Genomic DNA, 15977 nt, shown 5'->3' on the forward strand with positions numbered 1-15977 from the left:
AGTTCTACTTCCGCACGACGGACGTGACCGGCGCGATCGAGCTGCCGAAGGACAAGGAAATGGTGATGCCTGGCGACAACGTGTCGATCACGGTGAAGCTGATCGCCCCGATCGCCATGGAAGAAGGTCTGCGCTTCGCCATCCGCGAAGGCGGCCGTACCGTCGGCGCCGGCGTCGTGGCCAAGATCATCGAGTAAGGATTGGACCCATCATGGCTACCAACAAGCAGAAGATCCGCATCCGCCTCAAGGCCTTCGACTACAAGCTGATCGACCAGTCGGCTGCCGAGATCGTCGATACCGCCAAGCGCACCGGCGCCATCGTCAAGGGCCCGGTGCCCCTGCCGACCCGGTTCAAGCGCTTCGACATCCTGCGTTCGCCGCACGTCAACAAGTCGAGCCGTGACCAGTTCGAGATCCGCACGCACCAGCGCCTGATGGACATCGTCGATCCCACGGACAAGACGGTGGACGCGCTGATGAAGCTCGACCTGCCGGCCGGCGTGGACGTCGAGATCAAGCTGCAGTAAGTTTTTCGGCAGCTTCGTGAAAAGAGCCCGCGTGCCTTCAGGCCGCGGGCTTTTGTGTTCTTTGGCTTGACGCCCTCGGCCTCTAAGCTTCTCGCCCTTTGCTGTCAGGGAGAGAAGTCAAATGACTCGTCGATGGTGGTCGGGCCCAGCGTTGCTGGCCTGTGCGGTATTGCTGGCCTCGTGCGGAGGTGGAAGCGGCGGCGGAGGGGGGGGCGCTGTGCTGCCCGTCACGAGTGGAGGCGAAGGGTCGTCAGGCACCGCGGCCCCGGCGACGGCAACCCTTTCCGGGCGCATTACCTTTGACTCGGTGCCCAGTCTCAATGGCGCGTTGAACTATGCAGCCACCGTGGCCAAGCCTGTTCGGGGTGCGCCACTCGACGTCGTGGATGCCACAGGCACTGTCAAGGCGTCGACCGTGACCGATGCCGACGGGCGCTACTCGGTCGTGATTCCGGCCGCGACGTCGCTCGCGGTGCGTGTCATGGCCCGGCTGCAGCACAGTGGGGCCGATGGCGGTTGGGATGTCGCGGTTCGGGATAACACCCAATCTGGCGGCCTTTATGGCATGCAAAGTGGATACTTCGCCGCCACCGGTAGCAACCAGGCAAAAGACCTTCACGCCCCCTCGGGTTGGTCCGGCTCGTCGTATGGGAGCGAGCGGGTGGCGGCGCCCTTCGCGCTGCTCGATGCAATCTACACGGCGCAAGCCAAGATCCTCGGCGTTGCGCCGGGTGCATCGTTTCCTATCTTGAATGTCTATTGGAGCCCCAGCAACAGGCCTGCATCGGGCTCCGTGACCCTCGGGCAGATCGGCACCTCGCATTTCAGCGACTACACCGCCAGTGGCGGGACGCGCGCCATCTTCGTCCTGGGCAGCGAGAACGTGGACACGGACGAGTACGACAGTGCTGTGGTCGTCCATGAGTGGGGGCATTACTACCAATCGGCCTTCTCCAGGGACGACTCTCCTGGCGGTACGCACAGCTTCGGTGACCTGCTTGATCGGCGGCTCGCCTTTTCAGAGGGGTGGGGCAATGCCTGGTCTGGCATCGCGCTGGACCGGAGCACCTATTCCGATTCGGCGGGGCAGCGGCAAGCGCAGGGTTTTGCCTTTGCACTGGATGCCGGGGCGGCCAGCTCGCCCGGCTGGTTCAATGAAATGTCCGTGCAGTCCATTCTGTGGAAGTTGAATGCCGCGGTCGGTCTGGCGCCGATTCACCAGGCCATGACGCAGGGATTGAAAAGCACGGCGGCGGTGACGTCGGTCCATGCGTTCGCGACCGCGTTCTATGCGGTGGCTACGCCCGGTCAGACCGCGTCGCTGAACGGCCTGCTTGCTGCGCAGGGTGTGGTCCCGCCCATGGATGCCTTTGGTCCCAACGAAACCAATGATGGTGGGTTGGGTGCCTTTGCTTTGCCCCTGTACACCGCCGTCAGTTTGGCGACGCCTCAGCAGGCATGCGTCACCAACCGGGCCGACCCCGGGGCGGATGGCAACAAACTCGGAAGCTATGCCTTCCTGGTTCTTCCGGTGGCGCAGGCGCGCAGTTACACGATCAGCATCCAGGGGCCGGCGGCTTCGGACCCCGACTTCGTCGTCTACCAGCGCGGAAAAGTGGGAGAGGCCGTCAACGCGAATTCCGGTACGGAGTCGGGGGCGGTCGGTCTGGCCGCCGGGCAGGCTGTGCTGGCCATCAATGATTACAACAACGCCTCCTCAAACACCTGTTTCACGGTGACGATCAACTGAAAGGGAAGAGCATGCGCAACACATTCAAGGCCTGCTGCTGTGCGGCCACGCTTTTCGCTCTTGCGTGGGGTGTCCAAGCTGGCGGGACCTCCGCGCCCACGGCGCTTGGCCCTCGATTGGTCACGGCCCCTGTCAAGATGAACGGCTCTGGCGTGATCCTGCAGCACAGCGTGGCTGCGGCGTCTCGAGCCGGCGAGACGGTGTCGCTTCTCCTCGTGTTTTCCGGCGTCGGCAGCCAGGGGGCGATCGTGAAACTGCAGCCCGAGGCCGGGGTGACGGTGGATTCGCCGTCTCCCGAGTGGTCGCTGCCCGCCGGGCGTTCTTCGTGGACCGTTCACGTGACGCCTCAGGCGACTGGGACGGCCTATCTCAACGTATTCATCACCCAGGGTGGCGCCACCACGGCGGCCTCGATTCCCATCCAGGTTGGTGCCCCGTCGAAGAGTCTGCCGCCGTCGGGTCGGCTCAAGGAAACCCCGGGCGGCGAGAAGATGATCTTGATGCCGGTGAAGTAGCGTCCTGCCGTCGGTGGATGGGCCGTATTGCGCGACCTCCTGCTTCGTGCTACAGTGCGCAGTTCGCTCCGTTCCGGTTCCTCAGGCGCCGAACGGCACGAAAATTCATCAACCCTTCTCTCGTATCCGCCTGCATTCCGCGGGCGTTCAACGTTGTCGCCAATTGCAGTGGCAGCGGCGGGAGTTTTGGAGAAAAACCATGAGTCAAAGCAACTCCCTCGGGTTGCTGGGCCGCAAGGTGGGCATGATGCGCCTCTTCACGGACGACGGCGATGCAGTGCCCGTCACCGTGGTGGACGTGTCCAACAACCGCGTGACCCAGGTCAAGACCCAAGAGAACGACGGCTACGTCGCTCTGCAGGTGACGTTCGGTGCCCGTCGTGCCTCGCGCGTGACGAAGCCCCAGGCTGGCCATCTGGCCAAGGCTGGCGTCGAAGCCGGCGAAATCATCCGCGAATTCCGCGTGACCGCCGAAGCTGCTGCGCAGCACCAGGCCGGTGGCGTGATCGCCGCCAACGCCGTGTTCGCCGCAGGCCAGAAGGTCGATGTGCAGGGCACCTCGATCGGCAAGGGCTTCGCCGGCACCATCAAGCGCCACAACTTCGCGTCGCAGCGTGCGTCGCACGGTAACAGCCGTTCCCACAACGTCCCGGGCTCCATCTCGATGGCCCAGGATCCGGGTCGCGTGTTCCCGGGCAAGAAGATGACCGGCCACATGGGCGACGAGACCGTCACCACCCAGAACCTGGACATCGTGCGCATCGACGAAGCCCGGCAGCTGCTGCTGATCAAGGGTGCCATCCCCGGTGCCAAGGGCGGCTTCGTGACCGTGCGTCCCGCCGTCAAGGCCAAGCCCCAGGCAGAAGGAGCGAAGTAATGGAACTCGAACTCCTGAATGAGCAGGGCCAGGCCGCGTCGAAGTACGACGCGCCCGAGACCGTGTTCGGCCGTGCCTACAACGAAGACCTGATCCATCAGATCGTCGTCGCCTACCAGGCCAACGCGCGTCAGGGCACCCGTGCCCAGAAGGACCGCGAGCAGGTCAAGCACTCCACCAAGAAGCCGTTCAAGCAAAAGGGCACGGGCCGCGCCCGCGCCGGTATGACCTCTTCGCCGCTGTGGCGTGGAGGCGGCCGGATCTTCCCGAACCTGCCTGACGAAAACTTCTCGCAGAAGATCAACAAGAAGATGTACCGCGCCGGCATGGCGTCCATCTTCTCGCAGCTGGCCCGCGAAGGCCGCCTGGCCGTGGTCGAGTCGCTCAAGGTCGACTCGCCCAAGACCAAGCAGCTGGCTGCCAAGTTCAAGGCGATGAACCTCGAGTCCGTGCTCGTGATCGCCGAAGAAGTCGATGAGAACCTGTACCTCGCCTCGCGCAACCTGGCCAACGTGCTGGTGGTCGAGCCGCGCTACGCCGATCCCGTGTCGCTCGTGCACTACAAGAAGGTGCTGGTGACCAAGGCGGCCGTCGACAAGCTCAAGGAGATGTTCGCATGAGCCGCATGAATCCCACCCCCGCGGAGCGCGAGTTCGACGAAGGCCGCCTGATGGCCGTGCTGGTCGCACCGATCGTCTCCGAGAAGGCCACGATGGTCGGCGAGAAGTCGAATGCCATCACCTTCAAGGTTCTCCAGGACGCCACCAAGCCCGAGATCAAGGCCGCTGTCGAGCTGATGTTCAAGGTCGAGGTCAAGGGCGTGTCTGTCGCCAACATCAAGGGCAAGACCAAGCGCTTCGGCCGCTCGGTGGGCCGCCGCGACAACGTTCGCAAGGCCTACGTGACGCTCAAGCCCGGTCAGGAGCTCAACCTGGTTTCGGAGGCTGCGTAATCATGGCCGTCATCAAGCTCAAGCCGACTTCCCCGGGCCAACGCGGCGCGGTCAAGATCTCGCGCGACCACCTGCACAAGGGTGAAGGCTACGCGCCCCTGCTGGAGCCCCAGTTCCAGAAGGCCGGCCGCAACAACAACGGCCACATCACCACCCGTCACAAGGGCGGTGGCCATCGTCACCACTACCGTGTGGTCGACTTCAAGCGCAACAAGGACGGCATCCCGGCCAAGGTCGAACGCATCGAGTACGACCCGAACCGTTCCGCCCACATCGCGCTGGTGTGCTACGCCGATGGCGAGCGCCGCTACATCATCGCCCCGCGCGGTGTGGAAGCCGGTGCAACCCTGGTGAGCGGCTCGGAAGCCCCGATCCGCGCCGGCAACACCCTGCCGATCCGCAACATCCCCGTCGGTTCGACGATCCACTGCATCGAGCTGCAGCCGGGCAAGGGTGCGCAGATCGCGCGCTCCGCCGGTGCTTCGGCCACGCTGCTGGCCCGCGAAGGCATCTACGCCCAGGTGCGTATGCGTTCGGGCGAAGTGCGCCGGATCCACATCGAGTGCCGCGCCACCATCGGTGAAGTGGCCAACGAAGAACACAGCCTGCGCCAGTACGGCAAGGCTGGTGCGACCCGCCATCGTGGTATTCGCCCGACCGTCCGCGGTGTGGTGATGAACCCGGTCGACCACCCGCATGGTGGTGGTGAAGGCAAGACCGGCGAAGGCCGCCATCCGGTCGACCCGTGGGGCAACCTCACCAAGGGTTACCGTACCCGCAACAACAAGCGCACGCAGGTCTTCATCGTGTCGCGTCGCAAGAAGTAAGGGGCAGCCATGACTCGCTCTCTCAAAAAAGGTCCCTTCGTCGACCACCACCTGATCGCCAAGGTCGAGAAGGCCATCGCGACCAAGGACAAGAAGCCGATCAAGACCTGGTCGCGCCGCTCGATGGTGCTGCCCGAGTTCATCGGTCTGACCATTGCCGTGCACAACGGCAAGCAGCATGTGCCTGTCTACGTGACCGACCAGATGGTCGGCCACAAGCTGGGCGAGTTCGCACTGACCCGTACGTTCAAGGGTCACCCGGCGGACAAGAAAGCCAAGAAGTAAGGAGCAGAGAACATGTCTGAAACACGTGCAGTTCTCCGCGGCGTGCGCCTGTCTGTGGACAAGGGCCGCCTCGTCGCCGACCTGATCCGCGGCAAGAAGGTCGATCAAGCGCTGAACATTCTGGAATTCACCCAGAAGAAGGCCGCCGTGATCGTCAAGAAGGTGCTCGAGTCGGCCATCGCCAACGCCGAGCACAACGACGGAGCCGACATCGACGAGCTCCGCGTCAAGACGATCTACGTCGAGCAGGGCGCCACGCTCAAGCGCTTCACCGCGCGCGCCAAGGGCCGCGGCAACCGCATCAGCAAGCCCACGTGCCATGTGTACGTGACCGTCGGCAACTAAGGTCTGGAAGAAACATGGGACAGAAAATCCACCCGACCGGCTTCCGCCTTGCGGTCAGCCGCAACTGGGCCAGCCGCTGGTACGCCAACAACCGCGACTTCGCGGGCATGCTGGCCGAGGACATCAAGGTTCGCGAGTACCTGAAGAAGAAGCTCAAGAACGCGTCCGTTTCGCGCGTGCTGATCGAGCGCCCCGCCAAGAACGCCCGCATCACCATCTTCTCGGCACGTCCGGGCGTGGTGATCGGCAAGAAGGGCGAGGACATCGAGAACCTGAAGCGCGATCTGGGCAAGCAGCTGGGCGTGCCGGTGGCTGTGAACATCGAGGAAGTGCGCAAGCCCGAAGTCGATGCTCAGCTGATCGCCGACAGCATCACGCAGCAGCTCGAGAAGCGCATCATGTTCCGTCGCGCCATGAAGCGCGCGATGCAGAACGCCATGCGTCTGGGCGCCCAGGGCATCAAGATCATGTCCGCCGGTCGCCTGAACGGCATCGAAATCGCTCGTACCGAGTGGTACCGCGAAGGCCGTGTGCCGCTGCACACCCTGCGCGCCGACATCGACTACGGCACCTCCGAAGCCAAGACCACCTACGGTGTGATCGGCGTGAAGGTCTGGGTCTACAAGGGCGATACCCTGGGCCGCAACGACGCGCCTTCGCTGGACAGCACGCCGCGCCCCGAGGGCGAAGAGCGCCGCGGTCCGCGTGGTCCGCGCCGTGATGGCCGTCCGGGCGGCAACGACCGCCGCGGTGGCCCGCGTGCCGGTGCCCGTGGTCCGATCGGTGGCAACACCGCCCCGGCCGACGGCAGCGACAAGCCCGCCGAAGCCGTGGACCCCAACAAGCCCGCCGTTAAGCGCGTCCGCAAAGCCGCGCCCGCTGCAGCAGCGGACGGCGCCAAGGCCGAATAAACCCGGCCCTGAGAAAGACGGAGAAATCTAATGCTGCAACCTGCACGCAGAAAGTTCCGCAAGGAACAAAAGGGCCGCAACACCGGCGTCGCCACCCGGGGCAACTCGGTGGCTTTCGGTGACTTCGGCCTGAAGTCTGTCGATCGCGGCCGCCTGACGGCGCGCCAGATCGAAGCCGCTCGCCGTGCCATCTCGCGCCATGTGAAGCGCGGTGGCCGTATCTGGATCCGCGTGTTCCCCGACAAGCCGATCTCGACCAAGCCCGCCGAAGTCCGGATGGGTAACGGCAAGGGCAACCCCGAGTACTACGTGGCCGAGATCCAGCCGGGCAAGGTCATCTACGAGATCGTCGGCGTGCCCGAAGAACTCGCTCGTGAAGCGTTCCGCCTGGCTGCAGCCAAGCTGCCGCTGCGCACGACCTTCGTTGCTCGCCAGCTTGGCGCCTGATAGGAGAACTCTCATGGCAACCAAGAAGAATGCAGCCAAGGTGTCCAAGGCCGCAACCCTGCGCGAGAAGGACGTCGCCGGCCTCCAGGCCGAAGTCAAGGATCTGCAGAAGGCCCATTTCGGCCTGCGCATGCAGAAGGCCACGCAACAGCTCGCCAACGTGGCCAGCCTGCGCGTGACCCGCCGCGACATCGCCCGTGCCAAGACCATCCTGGCGCAGAAGCAGGCTGCCTCCAGCCTCAACTCCGCCAAGTAAGGACTGTGAACATGACGGAAGCCAAGCAATCCCTCAAGCGCACCCTGGTCGGCAAGGTCGTCAGCGACAAGCGCGAAAAGACGGTGACGGTGCTCGTCGAGCGCCGCGTCAAGCACCCGATCTACAACAAGATCATGATCAAGTCGAGCAAGTACCACGCGCACGACGAAGACGGCCAGTTCCACCTGGGCGACGTGATCGAGATCACCGAGTCGCGTCCGATCTCCAAGTCCAAGAACTGGATCGCCACGCGTCTTGTCGAGAAGGCCGCCGCGGTCTGATCCCCATCACCCTCGCGGTGCATGCAAAACGGCCCACAATGTGGGCCGTTTTTGTTTTTCATCAATCCCCAGAGGAGCTTCCATGATCAAGGTTGGCGACACGATTCCCGCGGTCACGTTGTACGAATATTCGGAAGTGGAGGGCGAAGGCTGCAGCATCGGCCCGAACCCGGTCGATGTGGCCAAGGCCAGCGCGGGTAAGACCATTGCCCTCTTCGCATTGCCGGGCGCCTTCACGCCCACCTGCTCGGCCAAGCACGTGCCCGGCTATGTCGAGGGTGCAGCCGCCTTCAAGGAAGCGGGTGTGGACGAGATCTGGTGCCTGAGCGTCAACGATGCCTTCGTGATGGGCGCCTGGGCGCGCGACCAGAAGACCAACGGCAAGGTGCGCATGCTGGCCGATGGCAGTGCCGACTTCGCCAAGGCCACCGGCCTGACGCTGGACCTCACCGCACGCGGCATGGGCGTTCGCAGCAACCGCTATTCGATGCTGGTCAAGGACGGCAAGGTGGCGGCGCTCAACGTCGAGGGTCCCGGCAAGTTCGAGGTGAGCGACGCGGGGACACTGCTGGCCCAGGCCAAGGGCTGATCGCCTCGCCGCCTCGCGCGCCATCAGAGGGCCGGACGATTCGTCCGGCCCTCTTTTTTGGAAAGCGGGCATCGCTGCCTCCCGGCCTGGAGGCGTCTGAACCAGCCGGGGACGGTGCGGGCACAGGCGAGCGCCGCTGTGCCGCGCCGTCGGCCCTGGGTTCAGAGATCGGCCTTGAGGTAATGCGCCCCTGCGATGGGGTTGTGGTAGTAGGGCGGGATGTCCTGGAAGCCGAGGTCCATGTAGAGCGCCCGCGCCGATTCCATGTCGTCCAGCGTGTCCAGCAGCACGCAGGAATAGCCCGCCTGGCGTGCCGCGTCCAGCGTGGCCTCCGCCAATTGCCGGCCCAACCCCAGGCCGCGGTACGTGGGGCGCACGTACAGCCGCTTCATCTCCGCGGCGTTGGGATAGTCCGCCGTGTCCAGCGGACGCAAGGCGCAGCATCCCGCCAACTCGGCGTCCTCGCCGGCGGCCTCAGGGGGCCCGCCGACCCAGGCCAGCAGCAACGTGCCGCGTGGCGCGGCATAGTCGCCCGGCAGCGCGGCCAGTTCCTCGTCGAACCCTTGGAAGCACAGGTCGATCGTCAGCGACGCGGCGTATTCCCGAAGCAATGCCTTGGCCGCGGCAAGCTGCATGTCGTCGCGAGGCTCGCTCAGATGGATGGAGCGCATGTCGGCTTCGTCCATGCTGCATCAGCCCTGCAGCGTGGACACCCAGGCGGCCACCGCTGCGCAAAGGGAGAACAACACCAGTCCCAGGGTGCGCCGTGGCAGGTCGTCGCGGCTTTGCGGCACGGCCGTCGCGACCTGCACGGTCCGATCGCCCGTCACCATCGCGGGCACCAGGCGTTCACGCTTGACGACGGCATGGAACGCCACGGCCAGCACATGCAGCACGACCAAGGCGATGACCAGCCACTGCCCGGCGTCCTTGTGCCAATCGGTGGCCCAGCTGGACCAGGCTCCAGGCACGAACGCCGCGAGCGGCCCGGTGAAGCTGATGGCGTCATCGGCCATGAGGCCGGTGGACACCTGCAGAAGCAGCACCGACAGCATGCCCAGCACAGACAGTGCACCGAGCGGGTTATGGCCCAGCTGCGAATGGGGGTCTGCGCGGCCTCGCAGGTAGGCCATCACCGCGCCCGGTCCCCGCAGGAAGCTGCCGAAGCGGGACCAGTAGCCACCGGCGAAGCCCCACACGAGCCGGAAGAGCAGCAACGCCAGCGTGGTGTAGCCCAGCCGGAAGTGCCACTCCATCGCACCGGTCTTGGCCGTGACCACCAGCCCGATCACGCAGCCGGCCAGGGCCCAGTGAAACAGTCGCGTGGGCAGGTCCCAGACACGCACGCGCGCGGTCGGGACGGAGGATTCAGCGTTGGATGTCATGGGACGAGGGAAGCGGCGGCAAGGGCCGCACGAGCCAAAAAATGCCCCGCAGATTAACAAAAGCAGTACGAATGCCCGATAAGTCGCTGCCGCGCCCGACCATGCACCGGCATGTGGAGGCCGGCCCTAAACTCCCGCGGCCGTCCCCGTCGGTGTGGCGGGTCCACTTTCTACAAGGAATCCCTCGATGTTCCGTTCCCTCGTTTCTGCCGCCGCCGTGGCGATCCTTGCCACGAATGCCGTGGCCCAGCCGACCTTCGCGACGCCGCAGGACGCCATCAAGTACCGCCAGGCCACGCTGAAGGAAATGCAGCAGAACTTCAAACGCGTCGCCGACATGGCCAGCGGCCGGGCCGACTTCGATGCCAAGGTGGCCGAGTCCAGCGCGGCCCGCGCCGCCGAGCTGATCAAGCAGCCCTGGGCAGGCTTCGGTCCCGGCACCGAAGGCGGCAAGGCCAGCCCCGCCATCTGGAAGGAGCAGGACAAGTTCAAGGCCGCCGCCGGCAAGGCCGAAGGCGAAGTGGCCAAACTGGCCGCCGCCGCCAAGACGGGCAACCTGGACGCGATCAAGGCCGCCATCGGCCCGGCAGGCGCCTCGTGCAAGGCCTGCCACGATTCCTTCCGCGAGTGATGAGCGCGGCGGCCCGGCCTGGGCCCGCCCCGTTGTCTGCCGTCGTCGTGTGAGGCGACTTCGTGCAGGCAGCAAAAAGGCGTCCCGCGGGACGCCTTTGTCTTTGAGCGCGGGCCCTGGTTCAGGCCTGCGCCAGCAGCTTCTCGATCAGCTGGTGCAATTCAGCGAAGTCGGGCTCGCCCACATAGCGTTTCACGATCTCGCCGCGCTTGTTGACCAGATAGGTGGTGGGCGTGAGCTTGACGTCGCCCCAGGCCTGCGCGATGGCGCCGGTGTTGTCGATGGCCACCTTGAAGGGCAGGTTGCGCGTCTGCGCGAAGTTCACCACGTAGCTCGGCGGGTCGTAGTCCATGGCGACGGCGACGGTGTCGTAGCCCTGGCCCTTGTACTTCTCGTAGGTGGCGATCACGCGCGGCATCTCGGCCACGCAGGTGGTGCAGCTCGTGGCCCAGAAGTTGACCAGCGTCACCTTGCCCTTGAAATCGGCCGTCGACTTGGTGGAGCCGTCCAGCAGCACGAACTTGGAGCTGGGCGCCGGGCTGGTGCCGGCCTGGAGGTAGACCGTGGTGCCCACCGCCGCCACGGCCGCCAGCGCGAGCGCATACAGTGCTTTTTTCATGGTCAGGCTGCTCCCGGCATCGACAAGGCCCCGGAGCGGGTCACGGACCGCGCGCGGGAATGGACAGGGAGAGCGGTTTTCATGGAGGCATCCTTCGATGAGGCGTCGGAATTCTAGTTCCGTGTACATGGCTGTGCTGGCACTGCTGGCCGCCTGCAATCCGGTGTTCAACTGGCGCGACGTGCCGCTGGGCGATGGCCTGCTGATGCTGCTGCCCTGCAAGCCCGACCGTGCCCAGCGCGAGGTCGACCTGTCGGGCCAGGCGGCGAGTCTGGACATGGCCGGTTGCACCGCGGGCGACGCCACCTTCGCCGTGGCGCGCATGGAAGGCGGCAACTCGCCCGCCGAGGCCCGGCGCCGCCTGGAGGCCTGGCGCATGGCTGCCCGCGCGCCGTGGCGCGCACGCGGCCAGGTGCAGGAGTCGCCGACCCGTGTGCCACGCGCCGCCGAGACCCCGCCGGCCATCGACCTCGTCGCCGAGGGGGAGACCGGCGCTGCCGGCCCGCAGCAGGCCCGCATGCGCTGGTTCGCCCAGGTGGATGCCGCCGGCCGCTACACGCTCTATCAGGCCACCGTGCTCGGCCATCCTCCGGACGCGCAGGCGCTGGAGACCTTCTGGGAAGGCCTGCGCCTGCGCTGACGCCCCGTCCTTTCCATGTCAGGGCCGCCGTGCAACCGCCATGCCAGTGCACCGGGCCCTCGGCCCATAATCGATGCCCTCGCCGCCTGCCGTCTGCATGAACAGCATCCTCATCGTCGCCCACGCGCCTCTGGCTCATGCCTTGCGCCAGTGCGCCCTGCATGTCTTTCCCGATTGCGAAGGCGCACTGGCCGCGCTCGACGTCCAGCCCAATGTCTCGCCCGAGGAGTCGCTGGGTGCGGCACGCATCCTGCTGGAGCAGCAGTTCCACCGGGGTGGTTCGCGCTCGAATGTGCTGGTGCTGGCCGACGTGTTCGGTGCCACGCCGTGCAACGTGGCGCAGCAGCTGGTGGACGGTGTGCGCTCGCGGCTGGTGGCGGGGGTGAACCTGCCCATGCTGCTGCGGGCCGTGACCTATCGCCACGAGCCGCTCGACGCTCAGGTGCAACGGGCCATCGCCGGCGGCACGGCTGGCGTCATGCAGGTGGCCGTGGCCGCCCCCCTCAATCAGGTGAGACGTAAATACAGTGATCAAGACATCCGTGACCATCAGCAATAAGCTGGGCCTTCATGCGCGCGCTTCCGCCAAGCTCACCAAGCTGGCGGGCAGCTTTCCGTGCGAGGTGTGGATCGCGCGCGGCGAGCGGCGCGTCAATGCCAAGAGCATCATGGGCGTGATGATGCTGGCCGCGGGGCTGGGGGCCACGGTGGAGCTGGAGACCGATGGGCCGCAGGAGCAGGAGGCGATGAACGCCATCGTCGCCCTGATGAACGACAAGTTCGGCGAGGGCGAGTGACCATCTCCATCCACGGTCTCAACGTCGCCCGGGGCATTGCCATCGGGCGGGCGGTGCTGGTGGTGTCGAGCCGGCTGGATGTGGCGCACTACTTCATCCAGCCGCAGGAAATCGAGACGGAACTTGACCGCGTGCGCGCCGCGCGCGACGCGGTGGCCGAAGAGCTGGAGCGCCTGCGCGCCAGCGTCTCGCAGATGAAGCGCGACGAGGCGCCGCACGAACTGGCGGGCCTGCTCGAAGTGCACCTCATGCTGCTGCAGGACGAAGCCCTGTCCGACGGCGTGCGCCACTGGATCGTCGACCGGCTCTACAACGCCGAATGGGCGCTGACCAGCCAGCTCGAGGTGGTGGCGCGCCAGTTCGACGAGATGGAGGACGAGTACCTGCGCGAGCGCAAGGCCGACCTGGAGCAGGTGGTCGAGCGCATCCTGCGCCAGATGAAGGGCACGGCGGCCGTGTTGGCCCCGCCGCCCCCGCCGCCGCGCAAGACGTCGATCGCCGGCGACGACGAGGCCGACGGCTTCGACGCCCCCCTGGTGCTCATCGCGCACGACCTGTCGCCAGCCGACATGGTGCAGTTCAAGAAGAGCGTGTTCGCCGGCTTCGTCACCGACGTCGGCGGGCGCACCTCGCACACGGCCATCGTGGCGCGCAGCATGGACATCCCGGCCGTGGTGGGCGCACGCGTGGCCAGCCAGCTGGTGCGGCAGGACGACTGGGTCATCATCGACGGCGACGCCGGCGTGGTGATCGTGGACCCGTCGCCCATCATCCTGGCCGAATACGGCTTCAAGCAGCGCCAGGGCGAGCTGGAGCGCGAGCGCCTGTGGCGCCTGCGTCACCGTCCGGCCGTCACGCTCGACGGCGAGCGTGTCGAACTGCTGGCCAACATCGAGATGCCCGAGGACGCCGCCGCCGCCGTCAAGGCCGGCGCGCAGGGCGTGGGCCTGTTCCGCAGCGAGTTCCTCTTCATGGGCCGCGAGGCGCGCCACCTCAGCCGCCTGCCCGACGAGGACGAGCAGTACGAGGCCTACCGCCGCGCGGTCGAGGGCATGCAGGGCATGCCGGTCACCATCCGCACCGTCGACATCGGCGCCGACAAGCCGCTGGACGGCAAGGCCGCCCGGCAGGAATACCTCAACCCGGCGCTGGGCCTGCGTGCCATCCGCTGGAGCCTGTCGGAGCCGGCGATGTTCCTGGCCCAGCTGCGCGCCATCCTGCGTGCCGCGGCCCACGGGCCGGTGAACCTGCTGATCCCGATGCTGGCCCACGCCAGCGAGATCCGGCAGACGCTGGTCTTCATCGACAAGGCCCGCGCCGAGTTGAAGGCCCGCGGCGACGAGGCCGGCCCGGTGCGCCTGGGCGCCATGATCGAAGTGCCGGCCGCGGCGCTGTCGCTGTCGATCTTCCTGAAGCACTTCGACTTCCTGTCCATCGGCACCAACGACCTGATCCAGTACACGCTCGCCATCGACCGGGCCGACGAAAGCGTGGCGCATCTGTACGACGCGAGCCACCCGGCGGTGCTGCGGCTGGTGGCGCAGACCATCGCCGAGGCGCGCCGCCTGGGCAAGGGCGTGAGCGTGTGCGGCGAGATGGCGGGCGACGTGCAGTTCACCCGGCTACTGCTGGGTCTGGGCCTGCGCAGCTTCTCGATGCATCCCTCGCAGATCCTGACCGTCAAGCAGGAGGTGCTGCGCGCCGACGCCGGCAAGCTCGCCGACTGGGCGCGGCAGGTGGTCGACAGCGACGACCCGGCCGAACTGCTGGGCCGCTGAAGAAAAGAAACGAAACACGGCGCGACGGCCGTGAAAAGACCGGGCGCGGACCGCCCGGCACCATGAAGGCTCTTTCAACAACTTCCTCGAAAGACCTCTCATGACCAACGTCCGCGCTGCCTTCCTCGCCGTCTCTGCCCTGGCCCTGCTGGGCACGGCGGCCCATGCCGAAACCTACGAGGGCGTGACCGCGCCCGTCTCCGCGATGAGCCGCGACGCCGTGCGCGCCGAAGCGCGCGCCGCCGCCGCCGCGCCCGACCAGAACGTGACCCGCGGCTCGCGCGGCCCCGAGACCGTGGCCATGTCCCAACCGCGCGCCCGCGTGGTGGCCGACGCCATCCGCACCGCGGCGGCGCCGGACCAGAACGTGAGCTCGGGCTCGCGCGTGAACAGCACCGTGATCTCCACGCTGCCCAACCCGGTCGACGTGCGCGCCCAGTCGGCCGCCGGCTCGCGCCTCTGAGCGCCCTGCCGCACCTGTCCGAGCCACTCCAGGAGCCCTCATCATGAAGTTCCGTCCTCGCATCGCCCGTGGCCTGCTGGCCCTCTTCGGCGGCACGCTGCTGCTGGGTTCGCTCACCGCCTGCGCCGGCCGACACGGCTGGCACGAGGCCGGGGCCGACAGCGGCGCCATGCGCGCCCACATGGTCGAGCGCATCGGCCGCAAGCTGGACCTGGATGCCGACCAGCGCCAGCGTCTCGACACCCTCGCGGCCAAGCTGCAGAGCCAGCGCCAGGCCATGCGCGGCGACACCACCGATGCGCGTGCGCCGTGGCGGGCCCTGTTTGCCGGCCCCACCTTCGACCAGGCCGCCGCGACGCGCCTCGTCGAGGAGAAGACCGCCGCCGTGCGCAGCGGCAGCCCCGAGGTGATCGCCGCGCTGGCCGATTTCTACGACCACCTGCGCCCCGCGCAGCAGCAGCAGGTGCGCGACTTCATCGAGCAGCGCGGTGGCCGCTGGTCGCGCCATGGCTGAGGCCCTGCTGGGCCGGCAGGCGGACTGGGCGGCGGCGGAAGTGGGCCATGGCCCGGCCTCGGGCGAACACCCGGGCCCGGATCCGCGCGCCGAAGCCCGCGCCATGGGGGAGGCCGAATCGATGGCGGGTCGCCGCAACCCCTCGCATCGGGCGGTCCCCACGGTGGATGCCGGCGCCGTCCAAGGCGGTGTGCGCCTGCTGCTGCGCGCCGAGGGTGCCGCGCTGCTGGTCTTCGCCGTACTGGCCTATACCCAACTGGCGCCTGGCCAGTGGGGCCGTTTTGCCGCGCTCCTGCTGCTGCCCGACCTGGCGATGCTGGGCTACCTGGCCGGCCCGGCCATCGGTGCGCGCGCCTACAACGCCGCCCACAGCGTGGTCGGCCCGGTGCTGCTGGCGGCGGCCGGCTTCGCCCTGCCCACGCAGGCGGCCATGCTCTGGCCGCTGGCGGCGATCTGGCTGGCGCACGTCGGCCTCGACCGCCTGCTCGGCTACGGCCTCAAGTACGGGCGCGGCTTCGGCCACACGCACTTGGGTCGCCTCGGCCCACGCGACCCATGGTGATGGCCGCCAGCGCAACGCACGCGA

The 15977-nt window shown here is 67.0% G+C and carries 26 protein-coding genes; 23 read left to right on the plus strand and 3 right to left on the minus strand.

Features of this window, described 5'->3' with window-relative positions; translation table 11 throughout:
- From KBC94_RS25415 to KBC94_RS25485, 15 genes are all read left to right on the plus strand, one after another.
- Positions 1–197, plus strand: a 197-nt coding sequence (locus KBC94_RS25415) for an elongation factor Tu (protein ID WP_294375779.1), incomplete at its 5' end; no start/stop codon positions are given.
- A 14-nt stretch (positions 198–211) separates the two neighbouring features.
- The gene (rpsJ, locus tag KBC94_RS25420) at positions 212–529 is read left to right on the plus strand and encodes a 30S ribosomal protein S10 (protein ID WP_017759508.1); all 318 of its coding nucleotides are present in this window, start codon (positions 212–214) and stop codon (positions 527–529) included.
- A gap of 415 nt (positions 530–944) precedes the next feature.
- Positions 945–2279, plus strand: coding sequence for a hypothetical protein (locus KBC94_RS25425; protein WP_294377060.1), 1335 nt, complete (start codon positions 945–947; stop codon positions 2277–2279).
- 11 nt (positions 2280–2290) lie between these two features.
- Positions 2291–2794 carry a hypothetical protein gene (locus tag KBC94_RS25430; protein ID WP_294377063.1) on the plus strand — a complete coding sequence of 168 codons (504 nt, stop codon included), beginning with the start codon at positions 2291–2293 and terminating at the stop codon, positions 2792–2794.
- Between the two features lie 199 nt (positions 2795–2993).
- Positions 2994–3671: a 50S ribosomal protein L3 gene (gene rplC / locus KBC94_RS25435; RefSeq protein WP_043118345.1), complete on the plus strand. Its 678-nt coding sequence runs from the start codon at positions 2994–2996 to the stop codon at positions 3669–3671.
- Positions 3671–4291 (plus strand): 50S ribosomal protein L4, encoded by a 621-nt coding sequence (gene rplD / locus KBC94_RS25440; protein WP_017759512.1) that lies wholly within the window; start codon positions 3671–3673, stop codon positions 4289–4291. Before rplC ends, rplD begins: the two co-directional genes overlap by 1 nt.
- Before the next feature lie 5 nt (positions 4292–4296).
- Complete coding sequence (gene rplW / locus KBC94_RS25445; RefSeq protein ID WP_193758146.1) at positions 4297–4623, plus strand: 50S ribosomal protein L23; 327 nt, start codon at positions 4297–4299, stop codon at positions 4621–4623.
- Between the two features lie 2 nt (positions 4624–4625).
- On the plus strand, positions 4626–5450 hold the full coding sequence (gene rplB, locus KBC94_RS25450; RefSeq protein WP_017758380.1) for a 50S ribosomal protein L2: 825 nt from the start codon (positions 4626–4628) through the stop codon (positions 5448–5450).
- 9 nt (positions 5451–5459) lie between these two features.
- Complete coding sequence (gene rpsS / locus KBC94_RS25455; RefSeq protein WP_017758381.1) at positions 5460–5735, plus strand: 30S ribosomal protein S19; 276 nt, start codon at positions 5460–5462, stop codon at positions 5733–5735.
- A gap of 12 nt (positions 5736–5747) precedes the next feature.
- Positions 5748–6080 carry a 50S ribosomal protein L22 gene (gene rplV / locus KBC94_RS25460; protein ID WP_017758382.1) on the plus strand — a complete coding sequence of 111 codons (333 nt, stop codon included), beginning with the start codon at positions 5748–5750 and terminating at the stop codon, positions 6078–6080.
- Between the two features lie 14 nt (positions 6081–6094).
- Positions 6095–6991, plus strand: a complete 897-nt coding sequence (gene rpsC, locus KBC94_RS25465; protein WP_017758383.1) for a 30S ribosomal protein S3 — start codon at positions 6095–6097, stop codon at positions 6989–6991.
- A gap of 30 nt (positions 6992–7021) precedes the next feature.
- The gene (gene rplP, locus KBC94_RS25470; RefSeq protein ID WP_017758384.1) at positions 7022–7438 is read left to right on the plus strand and encodes a 50S ribosomal protein L16; all 417 of its coding nucleotides are present in this window, start codon (positions 7022–7024) and stop codon (positions 7436–7438) included.
- 40 nt (positions 7439–7478) lie between these two features.
- Positions 7479–7694: a 50S ribosomal protein L29 gene (gene rpmC / locus KBC94_RS25475; protein ID WP_234197589.1), complete on the plus strand. Its 216-nt coding sequence runs from the start codon at positions 7479–7481 to the stop codon at positions 7692–7694.
- An 11-nt stretch (positions 7695–7705) separates the two neighbouring features.
- Positions 7706–7975, plus strand: a complete 270-nt coding sequence (gene rpsQ, locus KBC94_RS25480) for a 30S ribosomal protein S17 (RefSeq protein ID WP_017758386.1) — start codon at positions 7706–7708, stop codon at positions 7973–7975.
- Positions 7976–8057: 82 nt separating this feature from the next.
- Entirely contained in the window at positions 8058–8564 is a 507-nt protein-coding gene (locus tag KBC94_RS25485; protein ID WP_294377080.1) for a peroxiredoxin, read from the plus strand.
- A 161-nt stretch (positions 8565–8725) separates the two neighbouring features.
- Here KBC94_RS25485 and KBC94_RS25490 read toward each other — a convergent pair whose 3' ends face one another.
- Together KBC94_RS25490 and KBC94_RS25495 are read right to left on the minus strand one after the other, a co-directional pair.
- Entirely contained in the window at positions 8726–9235 is a 510-nt protein-coding gene (locus KBC94_RS25490; protein WP_294377349.1) for a GNAT family N-acetyltransferase, read from the minus strand.
- A 21-nt stretch (positions 9236–9256) separates the two neighbouring features.
- Positions 9257–9949 carry a cytochrome b/b6 domain-containing protein gene (locus KBC94_RS25495; RefSeq protein WP_294377085.1) on the minus strand — a complete coding sequence of 231 codons (693 nt, stop codon included), beginning with the start codon at positions 9947–9949 and terminating at the stop codon, positions 9257–9259.
- 187 nt (positions 9950–10136) lie between these two features.
- Here KBC94_RS25495 and KBC94_RS25500 point away from each other — a divergent pair, with 187 nt between their 5' ends.
- The gene (locus KBC94_RS25500) at positions 10137–10580 is read left to right on the plus strand and encodes a cytochrome c (RefSeq protein ID WP_294377088.1); all 444 of its coding nucleotides are present in this window, start codon (positions 10137–10139) and stop codon (positions 10578–10580) included.
- A 121-nt stretch (positions 10581–10701) separates the two neighbouring features.
- Here the strand turns inward: KBC94_RS25500 and KBC94_RS25505 are convergent, their stop codons facing one another.
- Positions 10702–11199 (minus strand): TlpA disulfide reductase family protein, encoded by a 498-nt coding sequence (locus tag KBC94_RS25505; RefSeq protein WP_234197577.1) that lies wholly within the window; start codon positions 11197–11199, stop codon positions 10702–10704.
- A 127-nt stretch (positions 11200–11326) separates the two neighbouring features.
- Between KBC94_RS25505 and KBC94_RS25510 the strand changes: the two genes are divergently transcribed.
- The 7 genes from KBC94_RS25510 to KBC94_RS25540 all read left to right on the plus strand — a co-directional run bounded on the left by KBC94_RS25510 (position 11327) and on the right by KBC94_RS25540 (position 15953).
- Positions 11327–11839, plus strand: a complete 513-nt coding sequence (locus tag KBC94_RS25510; protein ID WP_294377098.1) for a hypothetical protein — start codon at positions 11327–11329, stop codon at positions 11837–11839.
- Positions 11840–11936: 97 nt separating this feature from the next.
- The gene (locus KBC94_RS25515) at positions 11937–12398 is read left to right on the plus strand and encodes a PTS sugar transporter subunit IIA (RefSeq protein ID WP_114802199.1); all 462 of its coding nucleotides are present in this window, start codon (positions 11937–11939) and stop codon (positions 12396–12398) included.
- Positions 12367–12636, plus strand: coding sequence for an HPr family phosphocarrier protein (locus KBC94_RS25520; protein ID WP_043116522.1), 270 nt, complete (start codon positions 12367–12369; stop codon positions 12634–12636). The genes KBC94_RS25515 and KBC94_RS25520 overlap by 32 nt, the downstream gene beginning before the upstream one ends.
- Positions 12633–14414 (plus strand): phosphoenolpyruvate--protein phosphotransferase, encoded by a 1782-nt coding sequence (ptsP, locus tag KBC94_RS25525; RefSeq protein WP_294377107.1) that lies wholly within the window; start codon positions 12633–12635, stop codon positions 14412–14414. The genes KBC94_RS25520 and ptsP overlap by 4 nt, the downstream gene beginning before the upstream one ends.
- Positions 14415–14514: 100 nt before the next feature.
- Positions 14515–14877 carry a DUF4148 domain-containing protein gene (locus KBC94_RS25530; RefSeq protein ID WP_294377108.1) on the plus strand — a complete coding sequence of 121 codons (363 nt, stop codon included), beginning with the start codon at positions 14515–14517 and terminating at the stop codon, positions 14875–14877.
- 43 nt (positions 14878–14920) lie between these two features.
- The gene (locus KBC94_RS25535) at positions 14921–15391 is read left to right on the plus strand and encodes a Spy/CpxP family protein refolding chaperone (protein WP_114801969.1); all 471 of its coding nucleotides are present in this window, start codon (positions 14921–14923) and stop codon (positions 15389–15391) included.
- Positions 15384–15953, plus strand: a complete 570-nt coding sequence (locus tag KBC94_RS25540) for a DUF4260 domain-containing protein (RefSeq protein WP_244917657.1) — start codon at positions 15384–15386, stop codon at positions 15951–15953. The genes KBC94_RS25535 and KBC94_RS25540 overlap by 8 nt, the downstream gene beginning before the upstream one ends.
- Positions 15954–15977: the final 24 nt, after the last annotated feature.

The organism is Pseudacidovorax sp. (assembly GCF_017991995.1).
In the GTDB taxonomy this organism is placed as follows: domain Bacteria; phylum Pseudomonadota; class Gammaproteobacteria; order Burkholderiales; family Burkholderiaceae_C; genus Xenophilus.